General features: G+C 65.4%; 19 protein-coding genes and 4 pseudogenes. 14 read left to right on the plus strand and 9 right to left on the minus strand.

Annotation, left to right across the window (positions count from 1 at the left end):
• Positions 1-1,187 (minus strand): annotated as a pseudogene (locus JOF44_RS01280) (ISL3 family transposase); the annotation flags it as partial.
• Positions 1,188-1,490: 303 nt separating this feature from the next.
• Here JOF44_RS01280 and JOF44_RS01285 point away from each other — a divergent pair.
• The gene (locus tag JOF44_RS01285; protein WP_209886400.1) at positions 1,491-2,852 is read left to right on the plus strand and encodes an IS1380 family transposase; all 1,362 of its coding nucleotides are present in this window, start codon (positions 1,491-1,493) and stop codon (positions 2,850-2,852) included.
• Positions 2,853-3,026: 174 nt separating this feature from the next.
• Here the strand turns inward: JOF44_RS01285 and JOF44_RS01290 are convergent, their stop codons facing one another.
• The gene (locus JOF44_RS01290) at positions 3,027-4,028 is read right to left on the minus strand and encodes an IS481 family transposase (RefSeq protein ID WP_209886403.1); all 1,002 of its coding nucleotides are present in this window, start codon (positions 4,026-4,028) and stop codon (positions 3,027-3,029) included.
• 77 nt (positions 4,029-4,105) lie between these two features.
• Between JOF44_RS01290 and JOF44_RS01295 the strand changes: the two genes are divergently transcribed.
• The 10 genes and pseudogenes from JOF44_RS01295 (at position 4,106) to JOF44_RS01340 (ending at position 13,315) form a co-directional block, all read left to right on the plus strand.
• Positions 4,106-5,518, plus strand: coding sequence for an IS1380 family transposase (locus JOF44_RS01295; RefSeq protein WP_417281547.1), 1,413 nt, complete (start codon positions 4,106-4,108; stop codon positions 5,516-5,518).
• A gap of 612 nt (positions 5,519-6,130) precedes the next feature.
• Entirely contained in the window at positions 6,131-6,568 is a 438-nt protein-coding gene (locus JOF44_RS01300) for a hypothetical protein (RefSeq protein WP_209886405.1), read from the plus strand.
• A gap of 1,031 nt (positions 6,569-7,599) precedes the next feature.
• Positions 7,600-7,821, plus strand: a complete 222-nt coding sequence (locus JOF44_RS01305) for a hypothetical protein (protein ID WP_209886407.1) — start codon at positions 7,600-7,602, stop codon at positions 7,819-7,821.
• 88 nt (positions 7,822-7,909) lie between these two features.
• A pseudogene (locus JOF44_RS01310) lies at positions 7,910-8,578 on the plus strand (IS1634 family transposase); the annotation flags it as partial.
• A 55-nt stretch (positions 8,579-8,633) separates the two neighbouring features.
• A protein-coding gene (locus JOF44_RS01315; protein ID WP_209886298.1) for an IS3 family transposase occupies positions 8,634-9,922 on the plus strand; the annotation gives its coding sequence in 2 pieces (ribosomal slippage) (positions 8,634-8,907 and positions 8,907-9,922; 1,290 coding nt in all).
• A 14-nt stretch (positions 9,923-9,936) separates the two neighbouring features.
• A pseudogene (locus tag JOF44_RS01320) lies at positions 9,937-10,815 on the plus strand (IS1634 family transposase); the annotation flags it as partial.
• Positions 10,816-11,079: 264 nt separating this feature from the next.
• The gene (locus tag JOF44_RS21215) at positions 11,080-11,349 is read left to right on the plus strand and encodes a GH-E family nuclease (RefSeq protein ID WP_209886413.1); all 270 of its coding nucleotides are present in this window, start codon (positions 11,080-11,082) and stop codon (positions 11,347-11,349) included.
• Positions 11,350-11,427: 78 nt separating this feature from the next.
• Positions 11,428-11,943, plus strand: a complete 516-nt coding sequence (locus tag JOF44_RS01330) for an ankyrin repeat domain-containing protein (RefSeq protein ID WP_209886414.1) — start codon at positions 11,428-11,430, stop codon at positions 11,941-11,943.
• 97 nt (positions 11,944-12,040) lie between these two features.
• Entirely contained in the window at positions 12,041-12,409 is a 369-nt protein-coding gene (locus tag JOF44_RS01335; protein ID WP_209886418.1) for a DUF2185 domain-containing protein, read from the plus strand.
• Between the two features lie 321 nt (positions 12,410-12,730).
• Positions 12,731-13,315 (plus strand): DNA/RNA non-specific endonuclease, encoded by a 585-nt coding sequence (locus tag JOF44_RS01340; RefSeq protein WP_209886421.1) that lies wholly within the window; start codon positions 12,731-12,733, stop codon positions 13,313-13,315.
• An 891-nt stretch (positions 13,316-14,206) separates the two neighbouring features.
• On the opposite strand, the gene JOF44_RS01345 is transcribed toward JOF44_RS01340, so the two are convergent.
• The 3 genes from JOF44_RS01345 to JOF44_RS01355 all read right to left on the minus strand — a co-directional run bounded on the left by JOF44_RS01345 (position 14,207) and on the right by JOF44_RS01355 (position 16,174).
• Positions 14,207-14,620, minus strand: coding sequence for a hypothetical protein (locus tag JOF44_RS01345; RefSeq protein ID WP_209886424.1), 414 nt, complete (start codon positions 14,618-14,620; stop codon positions 14,207-14,209).
• A 225-nt stretch (positions 14,621-14,845) separates the two neighbouring features.
• Positions 14,846-15,835, minus strand: a complete 990-nt coding sequence (locus tag JOF44_RS01350; protein WP_209886427.1) for a phospholipase D-like domain-containing protein — start codon at positions 15,833-15,835, stop codon at positions 14,846-14,848.
• A gap of 105 nt (positions 15,836-15,940) precedes the next feature.
• Positions 15,941-16,174: a DUF2188 domain-containing protein gene (locus JOF44_RS01355; protein ID WP_209886430.1), complete on the minus strand. Its 234-nt coding sequence runs from the start codon at positions 16,172-16,174 to the stop codon at positions 15,941-15,943.
• Positions 16,175-16,337: 163 nt separating this feature from the next.
• Here JOF44_RS01355 and JOF44_RS01360 point away from each other — a divergent pair.
• A pseudogene (locus JOF44_RS01360) lies at positions 16,338-16,808 on the plus strand (IS1380 family transposase); the annotation flags it as partial.
• A gap of 54 nt (positions 16,809-16,862) precedes the next feature.
• The gene (locus JOF44_RS01365; protein ID WP_209895574.1) at positions 16,863-18,206 is read left to right on the plus strand and encodes an IS256-like element ISMlu11 family transposase; all 1,344 of its coding nucleotides are present in this window, start codon (positions 16,863-16,865) and stop codon (positions 18,204-18,206) included.
• Positions 18,207-18,536: 330 nt separating this feature from the next.
• Here JOF44_RS01365 and JOF44_RS01370 read toward each other — a convergent pair whose 3' ends face one another.
• Positions 18,537-20,072, minus strand: coding sequence for an IS1634 family transposase (locus JOF44_RS01370; protein ID WP_209886352.1), 1,536 nt, complete (start codon positions 20,070-20,072; stop codon positions 18,537-18,539).
• 510 nt (positions 20,073-20,582) lie between these two features.
• On the opposite strand from JOF44_RS01370, the gene JOF44_RS01375 reads away from it, so the two are divergent.
• On the plus strand, positions 20,583-21,869 hold the full coding sequence (locus JOF44_RS01375) for an ISL3 family transposase (RefSeq protein ID WP_209886266.1): 1,287 nt from the start codon (positions 20,583-20,585) through the stop codon (positions 21,867-21,869).
• A 682-nt stretch (positions 21,870-22,551) separates the two neighbouring features.
• Here JOF44_RS01375 and JOF44_RS01380 read toward each other — a convergent pair.
• The 3 genes from JOF44_RS01380 to JOF44_RS01390 form a co-directional block, all read right to left on the minus strand.
• Positions 22,552-22,764 (minus strand): glycine zipper domain-containing protein, encoded by a 213-nt coding sequence (locus JOF44_RS01380; RefSeq protein ID WP_209886436.1) that lies wholly within the window; start codon positions 22,762-22,764, stop codon positions 22,552-22,554.
• Positions 22,765-22,817: 53 nt separating this feature from the next.
• On the minus strand, positions 22,818-23,252 hold the full coding sequence (locus tag JOF44_RS01385; protein WP_209886439.1) for a hypothetical protein: 435 nt from the start codon (positions 23,250-23,252) through the stop codon (positions 22,818-22,820).
• Between the two features lie 139 nt (positions 23,253-23,391).
• Positions 23,392-24,498, minus strand: a complete 1,107-nt coding sequence (locus JOF44_RS01390) for an AAA family ATPase (protein ID WP_209886442.1) — start codon at positions 24,496-24,498, stop codon at positions 23,392-23,394.
• Between the last annotated feature and the right edge of the window lie 118 nt (positions 24,499-24,616).

Raw genomic sequence — 24,616 nt, forward strand, 5'->3', positions numbered from 1 at the left:
GATCGCTTCGGTGGGGCCGTTGCTGGTGCCGAGGCGGTCGAAGAATGCCAGGACATCGGCGGCGCGGTGGTTCAGGGTCCGGCCCAGCTTGCCCAGTTCGGACAGCAGGTCCGGGACTCCGCTGGTCAGGGAGGTGATCACGCTGCTCATCAGGGCCTCGCCAGCAGCGCGGTCTCGGTGGCGGTAGGCGGCGACCATGGTCTGGTAGACCTCCCAGGTCGCCTCGACCGCGGCGTGCTTCTCGTGGGCGAACAAGGCACCCAACCGCTCGCACTGGTGCTCGGTCAGCAGGTTGATCCCGGTGTGGAGGGTGCGGCGGGTCTTGTAGAGCGGGTCGTCCTCACGTCCTTGGCGCTTGTGGAGTTCCTGCTGGATACGGCGCCGGCAGTCATCCAGACCGTCCCCGGCGAGGCGGACGACGTGGAAGGGGTCCATCACGGCGACCGCGCCCGGCAGTGCCTCGCTGGCGGCGGTCTTGAACCCGGCAAACCCGTCCATCGCTACCACCTCGATGCCGGTCTTCCACTGTTCGGGGCGGGCCTCGAGCCAGGCCTTGAATACAGCCTTGGAGCGGCCCTCGACCATGTCCAGCAGCCTCGCCGGACCGGTCCTGTCCCGGGCCGGAGTGAGGTCGATGATCACGGTGATGTACTTGTCGCCGCGGCGGGTGTGGCGCCAGACGTGCTCGTCGACGCCGATGACCTTCACCCCGTCGAAGCGGGAGGGGTCATCGATCAGCAGGCGCTTGCCCTCGGCGAGGACGGCGTCGTTGGCGGTGTGCCAGGCGACTCCCGGTCCGGCAGCGACCCGTGCGATCGAGAGGTGGTCGATGACCAGTGCTTTCAGCGCCCAGCGGATCCCACCGCGGGAGAGTTTCGACCGCTCGGGCGCTGCGGTGGTGGTGTCCTCGCGCCACCGGTGCCCGCAGTGATCGCACCGGTAACGCCGGATCCTCACCAGTAGCGTCGTGGGCCGGTGCCCGAACGGCTCATGCGCGAGGCGACGAGAGATCGTGCCCCGCGACGCCGCTCGGGCCCCGCAGGCGCGGCACCACGGATCCGCCGAGGTGAGGCGGCACTCGATCACCGCGCGATCAGGGCTCAGCCGCTGCCCACCGCCGTCAGGCCGAGTTCGTCGAGACGGCAGAACGTCGTCAGATTGGGGCTGTCGAAGGTAGCGTGGGGCACGTCGAGGTCTTCCTGATGGGTAGCTTGAGAACTTCCATCATCGGGAGACCTCGACGTCTATCCCGGCACCGACGCGCCCACCCCGAACTCCAGACCTACCCCTCAGGTGCGAAGAGCCGGATTGGAACCTGGTTTACAGCGGAGTGGACTTTAGCCTCGGGCTTTCATCGTTGAGGTGTCCGAGGGGTGGTCGTGGACATAGAAAGGTGCTCCTGACCTGGAAGAATAGGGCTTGCTTAGGGTCCAATTCTCCGAGGTCGAAGGAGCACCTTCAGGGTGAACACTACCGGGTTGTATCCACGGATGCATGTCGATGTCGCGCCGAGTGCGGCGGTGGGGCAGGCGGGCGGGGTGCTGCTGACCGAGACGGTCCGCTCCACTGGCCTGGACCAGGCTTTGTCGGCGGCGCTGGCGCCGTGGCGGAGACCGCTGGCGCAACATGACCCGGGCAAGATCCTGCTGGACCTCGCACTGACGTTGGCGCTGGGCGGGGACTGCCTGACCGACGTCGCCACGGTCCGAGCCGAACCGGAGGTCTACGGGCTGGTGGCCTCGGATCCCACGATCTCGCGCCTGCTCACGCTCCTGGCCCGCGACGTCGATGCCGCCGAACGCGCGATCAACACCGCCCGCCGCCAAGCCCGCGAGACAGCGTGGGCCCTCGCGGGCCAGCATGCCCCGAATCATGCCGTCACCGCGAAGAACCCGCTGGTCATCGACCTGGATGCCACGCTCGTGACGTCTCACAGCGAGAAGGAGGACGCCCGGGCGACGTTCAAGAAGGGCTTCGGGTTCCACCCCCTGTTGGCGTTCGCTGACCACGGTGAAGGCGGGGCCGGGGAGATGCTCGCCTGCCTGCTCCGCCCCGGGAACGCCGGCTCCAACACGGCCGCGGACCACAAGACTGTCATCCGCGAGGCACTGTCCCAGGCGGGGCTCGGGGGCCGGCCCGGGAAGAAAGTGCTGATCCGGATCGACGGCGCCGGCTCCACCAAGAAGACCCTGGAAGAGCTGGCCAGACGCCGGGTCTCGTACTCGGTCGAATACACCCTGCCCGGCAACACTCCCGAGCTCTACCGGATCATCCCCGAGCACATCTGGGAACCGGCCTACGACCCGGACGGCACCCCACGAGAAGGCGCCGATGTCGCCGAGCTGACCGGCCTGATGGATCTCGCCCAGTGGCCGAAGGGGATGCGAGTAATCGTCCGCCGCGAACGACCCCACCCCGGAGCACAGCTCCGATTCGAGGACGTCGACGGCTACCGCCTGACCGCGTTCGCGACCAACACCGCTCGTGGCCCGTTGGCCGACCTCGAGGTCCGCCACCGACGCCGCGCACGGTGTGAGGACCGGATCCGGGCCGCGAAGGACTCCGGCCTGCGCAACCTACCCCTCAAGAGCTTCGCCCAGAACCGGATCTGGTGCCAGATCGTTGCTCTGGCCAGCGAGATCACCGCCTGGATGGGACTGCTCTCCCTCCCCGACTCACCAGCGAGACGGTGGGAGCCCAAACGCCAGCGGCTACGCCTGTTCCAGACCGCCGCGACCATCGCCCGCCACGCCCGGACCCGCATTCTCCACCTCACGGACCGATCCCGATGGGCGCCGATCGTCCAGGCTGCTCACGCGCGACTCTGCGCCCTTCCCGCCCCCGCCGGATAGTCCAGCGGATCTACCGTTGCCCGCCCACGACCCCCGAAAGACCCTGTGCCCTGGAGAGCCCGACCACCGCGACCGACACGCGGCGCACCGTCACACCCCCATGCCAGAATCAACCCTCGACCACCGGCAACGACGCCGGCCACACCCGCTCACCGACTCGATGAAATATCGAGGTTAGATGTAGTTGGTCATGACGTTGTCGACGTCGGTGTGGAGGCGTGAGGCCGGGGGCTGGTCGCCGCAGGCGGTGTGCGGCCGATCGTAGTCATAGTGATGGACCCAGACCCCGATGGCTTCGCGCCGTTCAGCCTCGGAGTCGTAGGCGCGGGCGTAGAGGCATTCATCTGTCAGCAGCCGCTGGTAGCGCTCGATCTTCCCGTTGTGCCTGGGGGTGTAGATCCTGGTGCGCTGGTGGCGACGGATGAACGCGCAGGTCGACCGGTGGAATGCTTTCGAGGTGTAGTTCGCGCCGTTGTCGGTGATCAGCCGCGTGATCCTGGTGATGCCGTGGGTAGCGAAGAACACGCGCGCGCGATGGAAGAAGGCGATGGTCGTCGCGGCTGTCTCGTCCTCGAGGGCCTCGGTGTAGGCCAGGCGGGAGAATCCGTCGATGATCGAGTGGAGGTAGGTGTAGCCGACCTTCTGCTTGTGGGCGCGCTTGCCGGCGAGGGCCTGTTCGCTGCCGCGGCCGTGGGCCCACCAGCCGCCGCCGTCGGGGATCTTCCCGACCTTCTTCACGTCCATGTGGACCATGTGGCCGGGATAGCGGGCAAGGATCTTCCCAGGTGAACGAAGGTTCTCGCCGTCCGGGGTGATGTCGCGGATCCGGTTCAGTCCGAGCCGGTCCAGCCAGCGCGTCACGGTCCTCACGCAGCACCGGACGCCGTGCCCGTCGTCGAGCTCACGAGCAATCCTTCGAGCGGACCACTTCTTCTCTCGTCGCCAGTGCTCGATCTGCTCCACCACCCGCATGGGCAGCCGCGATGGCCGGTTCGCTGGTGCACTGGAGCGGTCTTCCAGATCGGCCAGGCCGTGCGAGCGGTAGCGGGAGACCCACTTCGACAGCGTGGCCCGAGCGATATGAAACTCCGCGGCGACGTGCGCGATCGGACGGCCGACCTCGAGGACCTGACCTCGGGATTTCATGGGGGCGTGGTCCCGACCGGCGGACGGCATGGAGAAAGGTGCTCCTGACCTGGAATGATACGGGGTGTTGAAGCTCGTATCGATCCACCGGAAGGAGCACCTTTCAGGTGTCCCAGCCTACCTTGTTCTTCTACCCCCGTCCGCGCGTGGACATCGCTGAGGTCCCGGCGGTCTCGCAGGCGGGTGCGGTGCTGCTGACCGACACGCTCCATGCCACTGGCCTGGCCGCTTCGCTGCGCGAAGCGCTGGGTCCCTGGACGAAACCGCTGGCCGAGCATCACGCCGCGAAAGTCCTGCTGGACCTCGCGATGACTCTCGCGATCGGCGGGGAAGTCGCCCGCGACACTGACCTGCTGCGGTGCGAGCCGGGACTGTTCGGGTCCGTCGCCTCTGCGCCGACGATCTCCCGCACACTCACTACCTTGGCCCAGGACGCCCCGGCGGTGGTCGAGGCGATCTCGAGGGCTCGCCGTGCCGCGCGCGAACGAGCCTGGACCATGGCCGGTGACCACGCCCCTGGCCACGGGGTCAGCGCGAAGAACCCGCTGGTCATCGACCTTGATGCCACACTGATCAACGTTCACAGTGAGAAGGAGCAGGCCTCACCGACGTTCAAACGCGGGTTCGGCTATCACCCTCTATGCGCGTTCCTCGATCACGGACAGGCCGGCACCGGGGAACCCCTCGCCATCGCCCTGCGCCCGGGCAACGCGGGATCGAACACCGCCGCCGATCACATCGCCGTCACGCGCGAGGCTCTCGCCCAGCTCCCGCCAGCCCTGCTGGGCCGGGGCGGGCGGGGGTCGAAGAAGATCCTGATCCGCACCGACGGAGCCGGCGGCACCAAGGACTACATCCAGTGGCTGACCACGCGGCGTCTGGCCTACTCGGTCGGGTTCACCCTCCCCGCACATACTCCTGACCTGCTGAAACGAGTTGACGAAGCAGACGCGTGGACGCCGGCCTATGACAGCGACGATGACGGGATTCGAGACGGGGCCTGGGTCGCAGACCTCACCGGGCTGCTGGACCTCGCAGGCTGGCCCGACGGGATGCGCGTCATCGTGCGGAAAGAACGACCGCACCCCGGGGCACAGCTGCGAATCACTGACCACGACGGGATGCGGATCACCGCGTTCGCGACCAACACCAGCCGCGGACAGCTCCCCGTTCTCGAGCTGCGTCACCGTCGCCGCGCGCGCTGCGAGGACCGGATTCGCAACGCGAAGGACATGGGCCTTGAGAAGTTCCCGCTGCAGGGATTCGCGCAGAACCAGATCTGGTGCCAGATCGTCCAGCTCGCCTCTGAGCTTGTCGCCTGGATGCAGACCATCGCCTTCACCAGCGGCGACGCAAGGAGATGGGAGCCCAAACGACTCCGCGCGCGGTTGTTCGAGATCCCCGCGACGCTCGTGCGGCGCTGCCGACACAAGGTCCTCCACCTCGCCCGGCACGCCCCGGAAGCCTCCACCGTCCTGACCGGCGTCAACCGGCTCCGCACCGCCGTCGCCCAGACCTGACCAGACGACTCAGCCGTCCCTACGATCTCCAGCTGCACGACCTCGGGCGTGGAACCCGACCGCCCGCAACGGACACTGCGACAGATCGTCACACCCAGATGCCAGAATCAGCAGCTGAACACCGGCAACGACGCCGGCCCACCCCACTCACGGGCGTCATGAAATTTCGAGGCTGAGTGACTGCGCGCTGTCTTCCGACAGCAGTCAGCGGGGCATTACGGTGGGTCATGGAACGGGTCTCCTCCCGGGCGACGGATGTCTAGACACCACCCATCGTGCAGGTCAGGGGCCCGTTCCTTCATCCCCTACGCGGTGACTACAACGTCATGACCCGCAACAGTTAGAGGGCGCGGAGGCGCGGTCGCTGCCCGACGGCACGGTGTTCGAGAAGTTTGTCCGTTTCGCTCCCGCGGGAAGTTCTCGGTGAATGTCGAAGAAGCGAGCGCAAATGTGTCCGGGGATCGACGTCGAGATGACCGGGAAATGACCGCTGATTCGCCGCTATCGCGATCACCTGCGCATTTGTGATCTACCTGGCTTCGAGCATAACGTTCCGATCACGGGCAAAGCGCTCGGGCGGCACGTTGCCGACGAACACGATGGGAAGAGCTCATGACTGAACAGAACGACTTCGGACAGTTCGGCGACCAGGGCGAGGAGCAGCAGCAGGGCCAGCAGGGTGGCGGCGACTTCGGCGGTGGCGACCAGGGCCAGGGCGAGGGGCAGCAGCAGGGCCAGCAGGGTGGCGGCGACTTCGGTGGCGGCGACCAGCAGGGCCAGGGCGGCGAGTCCGGCGGAGGCGAAGGTGGCTTTGGCGGTGGCGACCAGGGTCAGGGTGGCGGCGACTTCGGTGGCGGCGACCAGCAGGGCCAGGACGGCGAGTCCGGCGGAGGCGAAGGTGGCTTTGGCGGTGCCGATTCCGGTCAGGGTGGCGGTGACCAGGGCCAGGGTGGCCCCGGTAGTGGCCAGGGCGAAGGTGGCCCCGGCGAGGGCGGCCAGGGCCAGGGTGGCTTCGGCGGCGGTGAGTCCGACGGTGAAGGCGGTTTCTGAGTTCTGAGTACCGGACGCGACGGGGGTGGCTTCAATGGCCGCCCCCGTCGTGCGTCAGATGCTGCGTTCGTGGGCCCTCACCTCCGCACATCCGGCAGAGGATCCCCCGCCGAGGGTTCTCCTCGTTGGTGGCAATCACCCCGGTGACATACCTCGCCTATGTTCCGGGCATCTCTGGCACCGGGGCGGGGCAGTTCATGCAGGAGCGGCATCGCATCGCGCGGGACGGGGTGGGGTCGATCGTCGGTTGGGACGGTGCCGCGGCTGAGGCCGGCGGCGACGGGTGGCATGCCTGGAAGGAAGACCCCGTCGCGGCGGGGACCGAGACCGTCTTGAACATCGGCACTTTCTTCATCCCCGTCGGCGGGGCTGTCGCCGGTGGAGGCAAAGTGTTGTCGACTGCGGGTCGTGCGGGCCGAGTGGGGAAGGCCGCTCGAGGCGGCAAGCACGTGAACGGGAACGCCGCCGACTTCGTGATGCCCGCTGGCGCGAACATCACCAAGGGATCCACCGGCGTGTTCTCCAAGGGGTTGGAGACCTCGCGCGGACGCACAGACATCCTCGAGGACGTCGAGCTGGACTCCTCGACCGCCCCTGCCAGGACCGGCGACGGGGCGGCACCTGACCATGACATGGACTCTGGGTCTCCCAGCGGTAGCACCGATGGCTCTCGGGCGGCGGAGCCGCCGCGGGGCAGGAGTGAGACCGAGCCCGAAGGCACGGGCGACAGCAGAGACTCGCCAACGCCTGGCCGCAGGGCTGATAGCCACGCTGCCGAGAGCAGAGACGATGCCTCTTTCGGGGGGACAGAGCCGACTCAGGGTGACGGGGAGGGCCGCAGAGCGAATGCCGACGAGAGCAGGAGTGACGGTCCGGAGAGCAGCGCACAACGCACCGATGCCGGGTCCCCGCAACCGGAGGCTGACCCGGCGGCCCCGCCCGTGACGAGTGGTAACGGAAGCGGGGCTCGGCCCTCGGCAGGCACGCACACCAGCGCCTCGCACCCGGGTTCATACGATCCGGATGCTCCGGTGCGCGAGACGATCCCGGCCAAAGGGTCCGGGCACCGTTACAACCCGGCAGATGTCCAGCAGGCTCTTGACGAGGCACCGCAGAACAAGTGGGGTGATCCCGTCGATCACCGAAACGGCAGGCCACTGCTGCTCGAGAACGTCAACGGCGACCGCGGATGGGTGATGCGGCGGGATCCGGACAGCGGCGTCTGGGTCGCCGAGAACCGGGGCCTGACCTGACTTGCACAGGTAGGAGCCGATTCTGGAGATTCTCTCGTGTTCGTGCTGGTGAGCGCTTCGCGCAGTGTGGAAGTGACACACTAACCGGATGGTGTTTCTGCGGAAGGTGACCACGGCGTCTGGTGCGACGGCCGTGCAGATCGCCGAGCGGAAGAACCGTCGGGACGTGGTCCTCGAGCATCTTGGCTCCGCACGCACCGAAGCGGAGCTCGCCGCGTTGATGAGCGCCGGCAGGGACAAGATCCACGCCGGCCAACGGGCTCTTGACCTCGACCTTTCCCAGGATCCACAGGCGGCCGTCGTGCAGTCGAAACATTCTCGCCTGCTGGTGGAGACGCTCCGCTCGGCCTGGTCCACGCTCGGCTTCGATGTCGTCGAGGATGAGGCGTTCTTCCAGCTCGTCGCCGCGAGGCTGATCGAACCGACCTCGATGAGCGATTCCCGCCGCGTCCTGGCCGATGTCGGCGTCCAGCCGGTCCACCGCAACACCTTCCACGCCGCTCTCCAGCGCTGCGGCGAGCGTGAGTACCGCGACCGCATTGCCGCGAAGTGCTTCAAACACGCCTCGACCAGCGGCGACATCTCCCTGGTGCTCTACGACGTCACCACGCTCTACTTCGAAGCCCCGAAGGAAGATGAACTGAGGAAAGTCGGCTTCAGCAAGGAGCGCAGGGTCGATCCCCAGATCGTGGTCGGCCTGCTGGTGGACCGGAACGGGTTCCCGCTGGAGATCGGCTGCTTCGAGGGCAACAAGGCGGTGAATCGGCCCAGGTTTGATGCCGCTGCTGTTTGAGTCCGAGAGGATGGACAGCATGCCGAAGAAGATCGATCCCCAGCTGCGCGCGAGGTGCGTGCGGCTCGTGCGCGAGCACGCCCAGGAGTACCCCACCCTGACCGCGGCGACGGCCGCGGTCGCCCGCCAAGAGGGCGTCTCGCGGGAGTCCGTGCGGCGCTGGCTGGCCCAGGCCGAGGTCGACGACGGGTCCCGTCCCGGCACCACGACCGAAGAATCCGCCGAGGTCAAACGACTGAAGGCCGAGGTCAAGCGATTGCGGGAGGACAACGAGATCCTCCGCCGGGCCTCAATTTTCTTCGCGGGGGAGCTCGACCCCCGCAACCGCTGATCCTCGCCTTCATCGACGAGATGCGCGCCGAGGGCTATGCAGTCGAGTCGATCCTCCGCGTCCTGCGCCAGCAGGGCCTGGAGATCGCTGCACGCACCTACCGGGCCTGGAAACGGCCGGCCCGCATCGCTGCTCGCACCGTCACAGACGCTCTGGTCGAGGACAAGGTCCGCGAGCTTGCATGGAAGTTCAACCCGGTCACCGGGCAGGTGCAGATGACGCCGGAGGGCTTGTACGGGCGACGGAAGTGGGTTGCCTTGCTCCGCCGCCAAGAAGGCCTCGCCGGCACCTCCCGCGGCGCGGTCGACCGGGCCATGCGGACCCTTGGCCTCGAGGGCGTGCGGCGGGTGAAGAAGCTGCGCACCACCATCCCTAATCCGGATGGGAAACGTGCCGGTGACCTGCTGAGTCGTGACTTCACGGCTCCGGCTCCGGACCGGGTCTGGGTCACCGATTTCACGTATGTCCGGACGTGGGCGGGGTTCGTCTATGTCGCGTTCGTCGTGGACGTGTTCGCCCAGCGGATCGTGGGCTGGCACGCCAGCTCCAGCATGCGCACCGACCTGGTGATGACTCCGCTGCGGATCGCACTGTGGCAGCGCGACCGCGACGGAAACCCGGTCCCACCAGGATCTTTGGTAGCGCACAGCGATGCCGGGTCCCAGTACACCTCGGTCCGGTACACCGAGCACCTCGACCTCGAGGGCATTGCCCCGTCGATCGGGACCGTCGGCGACGCGTATGACAACGCCCTCATGGAGGGCGTGAACGGCCTGTACAAGACCGAGTGCATCCGCACCACGGTCTTCCACGCCGGCCCCTTCCGGACGCTCTCGGACGTCGAGTTCGCGACCGCCGGCTGGGTCGACTGGTACAACAACCGGCGTCTCCACGGCTCCCTCGGGATGCTCACCCCGGTAGAGTTCGAGACGCTCCACTACGAGGCCCTCGACCGAGAGCCCGAACCCGCAAAGTAGCGGCAGAGAACCTGGGCCGATTCACGGAGACCCTCACGATCGTGCCGATCATCAAGCAGTTCCAGGCGCGACACAACCTGGCGGACATGGTCGTCGTCGCGGACGCCGGGATGCTCTCGATGGCGAACCTGAACGCCCTGGCCGAAGCGGAGCTGAAGTTCATCGTCGGCTCACGGCCGAAGAAAGCCCCCGGTGACCTGGCCAATCACTTCCACTGGAACGGGGACGCGTTCAGCGATGGGCAGCTGATCGACACGGTCACCCCGCGGCACGGCTCCACCAAGACCGAGACGAAGCGACGCCGCAAAGAGCCGGTCTGGGACGCGAAGGAGCATCCCGGGCACTGGCGCGCGGTCTGGTCCTACTCCCGCAAACGCGCAGTCCACGACAACTACACCCTCACCCAGCAGGAGAACAGGGCCCGAGCCGTGATCGCCGGCGACGCCTCCGTCAAGGGCACCCGGTTCATCAAATCCACCACGGCCGGCAAGAAGCTGGATGAGGAGTCGCTGGAGAAGGCGAAGCAGCTGGTCGGGCTGAAGGGCTACGTCACCAACATCCCCGCGAGCACCATGGCCGCGCCGGAGGTGCTCTCCAGCTACCACGACCTCTGGCACGTGGAGCAGTCCTTCCGAATGAGCAAGACAGACCTCCAGGCCAGACCCATGTTCCATCATCAGCGCGACGCGATCGAAGCCCACCTCACCATCGTCTTCACCGCGCTGGCGATCGCCCGCTACCTCCAAGACACGACCGGGTTCAGCATCCGAAAGATCATCCAGACCCTCCGCCCGCTGCAGGACGTCACGATCACCCTGGCCAGGCAGCAGATCACCGCGAAGCCCGACCTCACCGACGACGCCCGACACGTCCTCGACGCACTGACACACTAAACCTGTGCAAGTCAGGGGCGGGATCCGGACAGCGGCGTCTGGGTCGCCGAGAACCGGGGCCTGACCGAGTACGGACTGGCCGCCAAGGGCGAGCCGGGGAGCTTCGGATACGATGAGTTCGGCAACCGGCTTCCGTATGCGAACCACCGGCCCGAGTACGCCCCGGGACAGGTCGAGGCAGTGTGGAGGGAATCTCGCGACGAGCAAATGAGGCTCATTGATAGCGGTAACCTACGCTTGGATAAACCCAAGAAGGAAAGCCAGATGTGGGTCCGCGTTCGAGACACTTCGACCGATGCGAATCTAGTAGATCTCGGCGGTAAGGGGAAATGGAAGCTCATAGAATGGAAGCCGGGGCAGTCCAGGCGGAATCTATGGGATATGGGGCATTTTCCTGGAGCAAAGTACTCACAACTCCGCACGGACTATTTGGCGGGCAATATTTCAAAGAAGAGCTTCCTCGCCAGGTACCACGACGTAGAAAATTACGGCGTTGAGGACTGGCGCAGAAATAGCTCGCACGAGGACGAATAATTCCTAATCCAAGGAGGGTGACTGGCTGTGGAGTGGAACCCATATTACGCCGCTTCTGACGACTCTTATGAAGAGTTCATGGAACACTATGTCCGTGAATTGACGATCGATTTTCGGCGTGCAGGTGGCGGCACACCGCTCATGGGGGCCTTGCGTAACAAGAACCCGCAAGATAAGGTGAGAATTGCCAACCAGCTGCTAGGCGACGGGGCGGACGCTTCACTGGTGGCTGAAGGTTCGGATCAAATCAATGTACTTCACGTGCTTTTCGGGCTTCGCTGGAAGTATCATGATTTCGAGCTCGAAGCCCCACTGCTTGCGCGCCTCCTTGAAGGGGGTGCTGACATTAATCTGAAGTCGCCGCGCTTCGGGGTGCCGATGGAGATGCTTGCGAGTATGGGGGCATCGGATGAGGAGCTCGCACCCTTTTATGATGTTGTGTTTTCGAGGCCTGATATCGATTTTGATGTCGTGATCAATAAGACCGGTCCGTACACCCTTGGTGAATCGCTGCTCAGTTCGGGTCGGCCCGACCTGCCGAAGCGCGCGAGGGCGTATCTCGACAAGCGCGAATCAGACCCAGATGCGGGCTAGAGTTCATGTATATTAGGCACATGTAGGGTTCGGGCGCACAGGCCAGTGTACTTGCCGGCGTGTGTGCTAGATAGTTGTCTTTTTGGAGGGGTAATACATGACCAGTCCTGAGGTCGAGTTCATTCCAAAGGCTGGCGCAAGCCTGGCAACGCTTAGCGTGCTCGAGGGTCGAGGTCGTGTGCGCTGGATGGTGCGCCGGCCGTCGCAGGCTCCGGTGGACAACGGCTGGCAGATCATGAGCCACATCGATGATTCCGAATATCTGAATGACACGTCGAACTGGCGGATCGTCGACTTCAATGAACTGTGCGCGATCGAACCAGCATTAATCGGAATCTGGAACCTTCCAGTGGGTTCGGATCTGCAGTTGGTCGACGATGAACTCGGCATCCGGATGCTTGAAACTGCTACGGGACGGGAGATCCCCGAGGACGAGCTCTATGTCCCGCCAGCGGGGCGAGCCTGAGGATGGTTGCAAGGCAAACGCTCGTCGAGAATCACGGGCTCGGTGCTTCAAATTTGTCGTCGTAATCTTTTACGTGCGCATCGCTGACCCCGCGCTCCTGAGGGCAGAGGCGACGCCTCTCCCGCGGGGACGGATCCGACTCAGGGCGACGGAGAGAGCCCAACGAGGAGCTATGGCTCGGCGGAGCATGCTGATTCTGACTCGCAGAACGCTGAATCAACTGGGCACGGAGCGTCGAAGCAATGGGCTCCGCCGGCTGTTGAGCACCACGTCGATTTCGCCAGAGAGATCGGCAGTCGAACTCAGTTCCCTCCGAAGGGCGTGGAGCTGGAGGCGAACACGGCCTACGAAGTCGCCGGGCGCGGTACCTACTACACCGACGCGACTGGGAGGGTCACGCACGTTGTGACTGACTATGGGCCGTCACGAACACCGAACCCGGATCTAAACCACCCGGCCCCGAACACCACCTACGTCGTGAACGACAAACACGTGTTCGTGACGGACGCGAAATCGCGCACGGTCGAGGTGCATGCACCGCACCTCGAACGGGCCGAGGCGCCTCGTTCCGGGAGCATCCAGCAGAGTGTTGGACAGTCGGCCGGACCAGGATACGATGGCGGGCACCTGATCCAGAATGCTTTGGGTGGCGGCCGTGAACGGATCAATATTGTCCCGATGCTTGAGGAGCTAAACCGTTCGGGATCAACGAAGTACAATAGCGTCCCAACTTCATTTTATAGATTTGAGTCCGAACTCCGGTCCGCCATTCGGAATGGAAAGGAAGTGGACTTGAGTCTATACGTCGATTATGGGGGTGGCGGGAGTGCCCCGGTTCGCTTCGAGGCAGAGTACTTGATCGACGATGATGCGCACGAATGGGAAGGCTCGAATGTCCGAGAATGACAAAGTTCCCAGCATGATCCGGCAGGGTCAGCTGGTAGATGAGATTTCCGCGCTTCTTCCGAAGCGAGTCGAGGGTTCCTGGGCGCGGCTTTCATACCAGCACAGGCGACTTACATCGACCGCGGAGGGTCAACTCAGGGTTTATCGCGAAGACGGATCTTCCGGCACTGCCTTTAGTCCTCGAGAGGTGCGGCGACTTTTGGAGGAGCTTCGCTCAGTAATGTACTCTGTGGAGGCCGGGGCGTGGTTCTCTCTCGAGTGGTCGCTGGTGCGCCACGCCAACGATGAAATCGTGGCTGATGTTGAATTTAACTATGACTTCGAGCCGGCGTGGGATACGTCAATTGATCCGGTTGTTTATGCGCTAGATCTGGAGAGGTTCCCTCGGAGGGAGGAGAATATACCCAGCTGGCTTGAGGCTAAGCTTCGAGATGCGCAGCGGTCAAAGTAGAGCGTCCCCGCTGCGTGCAAGGGACAGTTTCGGAGGCGATCCGGAGCTGTGAAACCGTGTCATTCAGAATAGGGTGGCCTCGACAGGGGAGTCTGCATCGTTATCGTTCTCCGCAGGCTCCGCGGCAAGATCTCTGCCGATGTCTGAAGTGTGCGACAGGTCGGGCGGACGATGCGCCCAGCCGAGGCTGTCCGGGACCGGTGTCCGCGGCTTGTCCGGCAGGTTGGGGGCCAGTTGGATGTCTGTAACCCGCGCTGCTGCGATCAGGGGCGGGCAGGGCCCGCCCGGAAGCGTCCTTGAGGCGAACAGGAGGCATGGCCCGTTGTCCGGGGCCTCAGTCTGTCGAGATCGATCCCGAAGGCGAGATGCTGAGCCTGAAGCTCCCCTGCGCAGGCTGTGCCCAGGGGAGCAGGGCGAAACGGAGCTTTGGCTCTCGCGGCTCAGCTCTCCTGCCTGGGGCCGGCGGAGCCGGCCCGGGGGAGACCATGGACCTCTTCGATGTAGGCACGGATCTCATTCCGTGCGGCTTCCCTGTCCAAGGGCGGGCCGAGGGTGCTCTCGAGCTTCGCCATGGACTCATCGACGACCTTCTCGATGCTGAACTTCTCGGAACCGCCGGTGACGACCTGGCGCTCGACGACCTCGATGAGCGTCGCGCTGATGGTCTCGGCCAGGAAGTCGTCGACAAGCTGATTGTAGTGCGCCCTCAGCTCGGCGTAGCGCATCTGATCTTGCGTGCTCAGCTGCTCTGCGTCGACCCCCTCGTCGCCAGTCGCTGCGACGAGATTCGTGATGTCGAGCTCGACCAGCTCCTCGGCGAGCTCGTCGGACGCTGTGACCTGATTTGGTCCCATGTGGTACCCTCTACTCGCTACAGAATGACTTGGATATTGTTGAAGAGACGACATTCCTCTTCCAAAACCACTTCCGGACGAGCTCTGCTCGTCCAGAAAATCTGTATTAAGGCCAGCGCACCGTTCTTCGGAACGCGAGCGATCGACCTGCTTGTGGTCCGACTCGTGCCCTCAAGACTGACGTTGAACAAGCAGGCGATGATCGTTGCCGCGATCCGGTGACGGTCAGCTTGAGGCGAGCCGGGCCAGAGCCCGGACGCCGGCCGTGAACTGGTCAAAGGAGAGCCGGACGTGGCCGTTTCGGAGACCTTGACCGCTGGTCCGCAGCTCCTCCAGCTTCAGCTCCGGGAGGTTGTCAGGCACCAGCCGAGGCTCTGTCCGATTGACCCACGGCCATCGATCGAGGTCATCCGGGCGGTCGATGGCGACCGCGTCGGCGTAGTCATCGGGCTGGAACTCCGCTTGCGCGGTGATCTCGACGACGGCGTAGCAGTCGTAGGTCTCCTTTGCGCAGATGAACACCAGATCGCCCGGTCGGAAACTAGGACAGCCCTTACTCGAACTGGCGAAGAGCGAGGGGCCTCTCCAGCCGTCGAGCTTGGGCATCCCATACTCAAGCTTCAGCCACACGGTCCGCTTGGGGTCCCGCGCATCCACCAGGAGCCTCTCGGCGAGGTGGAGCGCCGAGGAAGCCTCGAGCGGCTCGCCCGGTCTCTGCGTGCTGACCTTAGTCAGGTCCTTCGCCGCCTTTTCCAGATCATCCAGGTCTGAAGGGGCGACTCCCCGCGAGGGCCAGCCACCGATCACCTCGAGTGCATGCCGGGTCTGCTCGGGATCGAGCTCGACGCCGAGCTCGTGATTCGGGTTGGCGCGGCTTCCCAGGCCCGCGCCGGTGAGGTTGGCGGATCCGAGCATCGCCCGGCTCCCGATGACGAAGCACTTGGCGTGAAGTCTGTCGGTGTGGACGACGTCAACCCCCGCACCGAGCAGGGCCTGTAGCCCCTGGACGCTGAGATACCCGCCCGCGACAGCGCTGGCGTCCAGCGTGGTCACAAGTCGCCAGGACCGGGATGAGTCGGAGGCGGCTGATGCGACCTTCTGGCAGATGTCGATCGACAGGTAAGGGCTCGTGAGGACAATGTCGCCGTCGACCTGAGGCAGTGCGTCCCACAACCAGTGCGCTGCCGACTCGATGAGGGGATGTTCGGTAGCCATGGGCTAACGGTAGCGGCCGACGCGGTTCAGTCGACGAGTCTGCGAAGTCCGGTGCCGACGTCCCGTTCGCGCGAGTTCGTCATCGGATCCTCGCATCCCGCGTCTTCATCCCTTGGGAGGGTACGGGTCCTTCTTGCCGACGGTATCGGTGTTCCTGATCTGGTTGTTGTCCTTCCGATGGTCGCGGACTTCCCCGCCACCGCTCCTCTCCGCGTAGCCCCGGGCGGCATCGTGGGCGTCGGCCTGGGTGTCGTACCGGCCAGCAGACCTGCCCGACCCCGCACGCTTGGCGCTCCAGTCGCCGGTGCCCTTGCTGTACTGCACTTCGTAGTCCGCCATCGTGATTGCCTTTCGCTTCTCTGTTTAGAGCTCCGATTCGAGTCGTGTATGAACCTGGATCCGCCGGGGTGGTGGGCGGGTCGTAACAGCACGATGCTCCTGTGACCAGCGATAATGGGACTGTTCAAAGGTTCCAAAACGCTACGCAACAGGAGCATCGATAGTGCGAGTCTCCCATAAGTTCACGGCTGAGTTCGACGATGACAATCTGATCGCTCGTGCGGGGCTGGTGCCGGTGATGGCGCTCGCCCAGTCAGTGGGGCTGTCCGACCTGGTCGAGGAGCACGTGACGGTGCCCGGCAGTATCGGCTCGAACGACGGGGTGAAGGTCCCGTCGCTGTTGGCGGGGATGATCGCCGGCGCTGACAGCATCTCGGATATGGACTTGCTGCGCCATGGCGGGATGGGCCGGGCGTTTACCGCGCGGCGGGCACCGACGACGCTGGGCACCCACCTGCGCGGCTATACCTTCGGGCACGTGCGGCAGCTGGACGCGGTCGCCTCCCGGGTCCTGGCCGGCCTGGCCGCGAGGGTGCCGGGCCTGCTGGCCGGCGGCGAGAAGGTCGCGTTCATCGATATCGATGACACCATCCGGGAGACCCACGGGTACGCCAAGCAGGGCACCGGCTACGGGCGTGTCAGATGGTCTGTGTAAGCCGTACCGAGAGGAACGGTAAGAATCATGACCATGACCGACGAGAAGAACCCAGGCGAGCCCTCGGGCCAGGACCTGGTCGAGCAGCTGAAAGCCTCAGGGCAGCTTGATGCCCTGTTCGCGCAGATCGACGCTGGCGGCGTCGAGCTGACCGGTGACGGCGGGTTCGTACCCGCGCTGGTCAAGGCCGCGCTCGAGCGGGGCCTGCAGGCCGAGCTGACCAGCCATCTGGGCTACGAGAAGGGTGCTGAGGACGCGTCGAAGCACGCCAACTCCCGCAACGGGAGCACGCCGAAGACCGTGGAGTCCGAGGTCGGGCCGATCGAGCTGGACGTCCCGCGAGACCGGGGCGGGTCGTTCACCCCGCGCCTGGTGCCCAAGGGCCAGCGGCGCCTCGGGGGCCTGGATGACATGATCATCAGCCTCTATGCCGGCGGGATGACGATCCGGAACATCCAGCACCACCTGGCCTCCACGATCGGCACGGACCTGTCGCACGAGACGATCTCCAACATCACCGACGCCGTGAGCGAGGAGGTCCTGGCGTGGCAGTCGCGGCCGCTGGAGGAGTTCTATCCGGTGATCTATCTCGACGCAATCCGGATCAAGATCCGAGAGAACAGCCAGGTCCTCAACCGTGCCGCCTACATCGCAGTCGGCGTGGACCTCGAGGGGATCAAGCACGTGCTGGGGATCTGGGTCCAGGACACCGAGGGCTCGGCGTTCTGGGCCCACGTCTGCGCCGATCTCGCCAACCGGGGCGTGCGGGACGTGCTGATCGTGTGCTGCGACGGGCTCAAGGGCCTGCCGGAGGCGATCGAGGCGACGTGGCCGGACTCGATGGTCCAGACCTGCGTGGTTCACCTGATCCGGGCCGCGATGCGGTTCGTGGCCTACCAGGACCGCAAGAAGGTCGCCGCCGCGCTGAAGCCGATCTACACCGCCCCCAACGAAGAGACCGCGAGGAAGGCGCTGGCCGAGTTCGAGGCCTCCGAGCTCGGCAAGAAATACCCTTCTGCAGCCGCGACCTGGGCGAACTCCTGGGAGCGGTTCATCCCGTTCCTGCAGTTCCCACCCATGCTCCGCAAGGTCATCTACACGACCAACAGCATCGAGTCGCTCAACTTCCAGCTGCGGAAAGTGACCAAGAACCGCGGCCACTTCCCCTCGACCGAGGCGGCGGTGAAGCTGCTCTGGCTGGCGATCTGCAACATCGAAGACAAACGCGCCGCCGAACGCGCTCGGGACCGGGGCAAACCCGCCGGCCAGCGCAAAGCCCAGGGCAGGCTCGTCGAAGGCCAGGCCGTCACGAACTGGAAGCAGGCCCTCGCCCAGCTCGCCGCGGCCTACCCCGACCGGATCAACCCCTACCTGTGACCACCCCGCTTACACAGACAAGTTGACAGGCCCCCGGCTACGGCTAGAGCGGCGTCAAGGGCCTGAACGCGCAGGTCGCGACCATCTCGACGCTGCAGGCGGCACAGTGCCTGGACCGTGCTGGCCGCGATCGCGTTCAACCTCACCCGCGCTGCCGGGGTGCTGGCCTCGACCTTCCACGCCCGCGCCCGCTGGACCACCCTGCTCGATCACCTCATCGCGGTGCCCGCCCGGATCGCCAACCGCGCCCGATCCTGGCGACTGCACCTGCCACGCAATTGGCCCTGGCAAACCGCCTGGGAGAACCTCTTCGACCTGACTTGCACAGGTTTAGTGTGTCAGTGCGTCGAGGACGTGTCGGGCGTCGTCGGTGAGGTCGGGCTTCGCGGTGATCTGCTGCCTGGCCAGGGTGATCGTGACGTCCTGCAGCGGGCGGAGGGTCTGGATGATCTTTCGGATGCTGAACCCGGTCGTGTCTTGGAGGTAGCGGGCGATCGCCAGCGCGGTGAAGACGATGGTGAGGTGGGCTTCGATCGCGTCGCGCTGATGATGGAACATGGGTCTGGCCTGGAGGTCTGTCTTGCTCATTCGGAAGGACTGCTCCACGTGCCAGAGGTCGTGGTAGCTGGAGAGTACCTCCGGCGCGGCCATGGTGCTCGCGGGGATGTTGGTGACGTAGCCCTTCAGCCCGACCAGCTGCTTCGCCTTCTCCAGCGACTCCTCATCCAGCTTCTTGCCGGCCGTGGTGGATTTGATGAACCGGGTGCCCTTGACGGAGGCGTCGCCGGCGATCACGGCTCGGGCCCTGTTCTCCTGCTGGGTGAGGGTGTAGTTGTCGTGGACTGCGCGTTTGCGGGAGTAGGACCAGACCGCGCGCCAGTGCCCGGGATGCTCCTTCGCGTCCCAGACCGGCTCTTTGCGGCGTCGCTTCGTCTCGGTCTTGGTGGAGCCGTGCCGCGGGGTGACCGTGTCGATCAGCTGCCCATCGCTGAACGCGTCCCCGTTCCAGTGGAAGTGATTGGCCAGGTCACCGGGGGCTTTCTTCGGCCGTGAGCCGACGATGAACTTCAGCTCCGCTTCGGCCAGGGCGTTCAGGTTCGCCATCGAGAGCATCCCGGCGTCCGCGACGACGACCATGTCCGCCAGGTTGTGTCGCGCCTGGAACTGCTTGATGATCGGCACGATCGTGAGGGTCTCCGCCTTGTTGCCCTCGAAGCAGCCGATCTCCAGCGGGAACCCGTTCCGGTCCACCAGCAGGCCGACCACGATCTGGGGATCGACCCTGCGCTCCTTGCTGAAGCCGACTTTCCTCAGTTCATCTTCCTTCGGGGCTTCGAAGTAGAGCGTGGTGACGTCGTAGAGCACCAGGGAGATGTCGCCGCTGGTCGAGGCGTGTTTGAAGCACTTCGCGGCAATGCGGTCGCGGTACTCACGCTCGCCGCAGCGCTGGAGAGCGGCGTGGAAGGTGTTGCGGTGGACCGGCTGGACGCCGACATCGGCCAGGACGCGGCGGGAATCGCTCATCGAGGTCGGTTCGATCAGCCTCGCGGCGACGAGCTGGAAGAACGCCTCATCCTCGACGACATCGAAGCCGAGCGTGGACCAGGCCGAGCGGAGCGTCTCCACCAGCAGGCGAGAATGTTTCGACTGCACGACGGCCGCCTGTGGATCCTGGGAAAGGTCGAGGTCAAGAGCCCGTTGGCCGGCGTGGATCTTGTCCCTGCCGGCGCTCATCAACGCGGCGAGCTCCGCTTCGGTGCGTGCGGAGCCAAGATGCTCGAGGACCACGTCCCGACGGTTCTTCCGCTCGGCGATCTGCACGGCCGTCGCACCAGACGCCGTGGTCACCTTCCGCAGAAACACCATCCGGTTAGTGTGTCACTTCCACACTGCGCGAAGCGCTCACCAGCACGAACACGAGAGAATCTCCAGAATCGGCTCCTACCTGTGCAAGTCAGGTGCACCTGCCACGCAATTGGCCCTGGCAAACCGCCTGGGAGAACCTCTTCGACACCACCGCCAGCAGCCTGTTGACGACCTGACCAGCAGCGATCTGTCCCTACGAGAAGGAACCGAAGTGGAAATGCCGGACAGACCGGCGGCTCCCGCGCGCCGTCACGCCGGAATCAGGGTCGCTGCTCTACCGAAACCATCGAGCATCACCCCGGAAACCCGATCGGCGCATCGAGGCTGAGGCCAGCACCACCTGCCAAATCAGGCACACCATCGTGCAGCTGGCGGCCAATCCCGGTGACGTATACCGGCTCTTCCCGGTTCGTGGTGATGGGGAGCGTCGCGTCGTTGGCGTAGAACGGCTCGTGGTCCTGCTGTGATGGGTGTTGTCAAGACATCCACATTCCAGAGGACCACGAGCCTGTGCACGAGAATACTGGTTCGCAGCGGGATGCTGCGAGCACGATCTTCAACCTGCCCAACTACCGCGTCATCGATGCCGTCGACCTGCCCGATGGCAGCCGGCGGGTGGTGATCGCCTCGACCGTCCCGCCGGGCTGTCCGTCCTGCGGGGCGCTCGCGACGCAGGTCCACTCCCGCCGGATGCAGCAAGTCAGGGACGTTCCCGTCGCCGGGGCGACGGTGGTGGTGTGGGCCAAGCGGCGCTGGTTCTGTCTCGAGCCGGCCTGCGCCCGGGGCACGTTCGCTGAGGCCACCGAGCAGATCCCCCGATACGCCCGCTCGACCACCAGGCTGCGCGATCAAGTCGTCTCGGCCGTGATCACCTCCGGCCGGGCAGCTTCCGAGGTCGCCCGGGCCCACGGCGTCTCGTGGTGGCTGGTCCAGGCCGCCCTCAGCGCCGCTGCCGTGGTCCTGACCGACGTCGAGAAGACGTGCGTGACCCGGCTGGGCATCGATGAGCACCGCTACCGGTCAGTGCGCTGGTTCCGCACCGATCAGGGCTCCTGGAGGCGGTTCGAGCCGTGGATGACGACACTGGTCGACCTGGCCACCGGGCAGGTCCTGGGCATCGTCGACGGCCGCGACAGCGCCACCGTCGGGGACTGGCTCGCCCAGCGCTCCGAGGCCTGGCGGGAGCGGATCGAGATCGTCGCGATCGACCCCTCGGCCGCGTTCCGCAAAGCACTACGGACCTACCTGCCCCGCGCCGCGGTCTCGGTCGACAAGTTCCACCTCGTAAAGCTCGGCAACGACATGGTCACCACCATCAGGCAGCGCCTGGCCCGCACCCACCGCGGTCGCCGGGGCCGCAAGGACGACCCGGCCTGGGCCCACCGGATGCTGCTGCTACGCGGCGGCGACACCCTCACCCCGCGAGCCTGGGAGCGGCTCGAGGACGTGTTCCGCACCGATGACCCCACCGACGAGCTCTCCGCCGCCTGGGGCATCAAGGAGCAACTCCGCCGCCTGCTGGCCACCGACACCCTCGCCCAGGCCTGGGACGAACGGATGCGGATGGGCTACTTCGCCCAGATCGCGAACATGCCCGAGGCGACAAAGCTCTACGACACCGTCGTGGCCTGGTGGGACGCGATCGAGGTCCTCATCGTCACCGGCGCGACCACCGCCCGCGTCGAGGCCGCGAACACCGGCATCAAGAACATCAAACGCACCGGCCGCGGATTCCGCAACGCGGAGAACTACCGGATGCGTATCCTGCTGACCAGCGCCGCGAGAACCGTAGCGTGAACACCCTCCACAGCAGGGTCATTCACCACGAACCGCGAAGAGCCCGTATACCGGAGACGCCCTTCGGCTTCGTGTTTCAGAATATCGCGTATCGACAACAGATCCTTGGTGGTGACGACTTCGACGAGAGCAGGCATCTGGGGGCCTTCCGCTGCGGGTGCGCTTACCCCTCAGAGTGAGCGGATCACCTCTTTCGCAGGACATTTGATGCACCGCTGACCTGCTCCGATAGGAGAGGAATACGGGTTTCGGGTAGAATCCTGGTGTCGTTGGCGGATGGGGCCATGACAGGGTGTGTGCAAGACCCCGGGAGGAATGTTCCCGGGGTCTTGTTCCTTCCGGCCAACGGAGAGGATCAGCGCGTGCGAGCGATGCTGAGGTCGCGATCGTCCAAGTGCGAGACCCCCGTGGTCGGGATCGAAGCGGTACAGAAACTTGCCCGCCTGTCCAGTCCGGGTCGTCCTGCCGGCGTCGAGGTCACTGAGCAGCTGCTGCTCATCGTCAGGTCAGCGGGGCCGAGGACAAGGGAATTATCAATACCTGTGGATCGGTGTCCCGGTATCGGGCGAAGCACGGAAAGCGTATCGAGCCACATAGACTCGGATGGCCGACCAAGTTCCTCGATCTGTAGCTCGCGGCCATGTCCCAGCGCAGGAATCTACGGATGTGGCGGGCCCAGCGGTCAGCCGTTTCTGTCTTCGTCAGCTGGGTCTTCACCGGGTCGTTTCCGTAACTGGTCGGCGCCGATGCCGAGTATGAGTCCGATCGATGGGCCCAGAGCAATGCCCAGGGCGACGTTGTCAAGCAGCACGCCGAGCAAGACTCCGAGTCCGGTTCCAAGCGCTAATCCGGGCCCGAGCATTGAGCTCCCCGATGACTCCTTCTTCTCCGTCATAACTCCAGCGTAGAGCAGGGAAGCGCCTGGAGTGTTGTCAAGGCCTGGGGACGTTAGGCTGCGGCCATGGCCGTCGCCCCGAGCCGTTCGGCGACCTGCTCAGCGGTGGCCTGCGGGGCACTCGGGTGCCCGGCAAGGTAGCGCAGCGTCTCGTCGCTGGCCCGGGGAGCGGAGGAGGCGTGGAAGATCGCGGTGCGGTCCGTCAGTCGCCGCGCGATGCGATCGATGAACTCGGCCGTCAGGTCGGTGCGTCGGGTGACCGGATAGGTCATCCACCGCTGGTCGAGGTCGATCAGGTGCTCCAGGGTGTGCTCGGCGGTGGCCGGGTTGTGAGCGATCTTGCGCAGCACCTCGGACGTGACTCCGCAGCGGGCGAGGTTGTCGAGGACCTCGGCGTCGTCGCTGGACTCGGCTGCTCGCAGGACGAGCGGGACGGTGCGGGGGTCTTCCAGGAGCTGGGGGTCTGCGTATTCGGCGAGGTCGTTCATGGCATGCTCCTCCGTGAGGTCAGGTGGCTCGTGTACCTCAGAAGTGGGCGCAGGAGCGGCCCCGCGGGACGCCGGGAATGCGGGGAGGCGGCAATGTGGTGATGTGAACTTGTGGTTGACGGGACCTTCCTCGGTGGCGTCAGGGCCTGTCTGCCGAGTCGTGGCCATTCATGTCGCCGAGGGCATCATGGGCGGCATGTTCGCGCAGGTGGTCGCCGGTGTAGGGGATCGTGAAGCGGACGAATCCGTGGCCTGCCGGCTCGATGATCCCGTCCCGGATGAGGCGTCGCCGATACTCGCCGGCGTACTGGGGGGGGGTCACGCCCAACCGTTCGGCGACCACCCTGGTGCGGGCCGGTCCGTCTTCCTGCGCCATGGCGAGCAGGTACGTGCGGTCAACGGGCGACAGCGGGCGCAGGGCCGGCGTGTGGACGTGCCGTCCGAGCCGACGGCGGGCCGCGTCGATGCCGGCGGCGACGGCCGCACTGGCGACGGGGCCACCGTCCTTCTGGTTACGCACGGAGTGGTAGCCGACGAGCTGGATCATGAAGGGGTAACCCTCGATCGTGTTCGCTGCACGGTCCAGCGCCTGGGCGTCGATCTCGCGGCCACCGTCGGCGATCGTCTGCGCGATGGCGGTGCGCACGTCGGGGCGGTCGACGCGGCCGACGTTGTGGTGGTCGGCTCGACGCAGAAACGTCGTTCCTTCGTGATCGAGCAGTTCCTCGATCGGGGTGGACAGACCGGCAGCGGCGAAAGCGAACGGTCGCGCTTCTCGCCGCGCGTACTGGACGATCTCTCCGAGTTTGCGCAGTTCCTCGACATCGGCAGCCTGGATCTCGTCGATGGACAGGACGAGTCCGCTGCCGCGGGGTGCAAGGGCGTCGGTTAGCTCGGTGACCTGGGAGCGGAGGGTGGATTCTGCCGGGTAGCGGTCTGTCCAGGACCCGCCGGCGCCGACCGGACCGACCTCCAGGTCGGCTGACTCGAGCTGTATCGGCGGATTCCCGGAGTACTGCTGGAGAAGGCGGGGGAGATGATCACGCGTAAGTCGATCCAAAAGCCCGGAACTGGAGCTTTCGGTGATGACCAGCCACCCGTCGGTCTCGGCCGCGTGGCGGTACGCGTCCAGCAACACGGTCTTGCCCATGCCTCGCTGGCCGGACAGCAGCACGGTGAGCCCCGTGGGGTCCATGGAGTCTGCGAAGGCTTCGTCGAACTCGTCGAGCAGTTCATCGCGGCCCACCAGGTGGTGCGGGAAGGATCCTGTAGGTTCTCGCGCGACCTGTCAGGGGTGCGACGCTGTGAACTGCGGCGCGACAAGGAGGTTACCTGGTCGAATTCTCATGAAGTTGTCGGGTTCC

The organism is Brachybacterium fresconis, from assembly GCF_017876515.1.
GTDB lineage: Bacteria > Actinomycetota > Actinomycetes > Actinomycetales > Dermabacteraceae > Brachybacterium > Brachybacterium fresconis.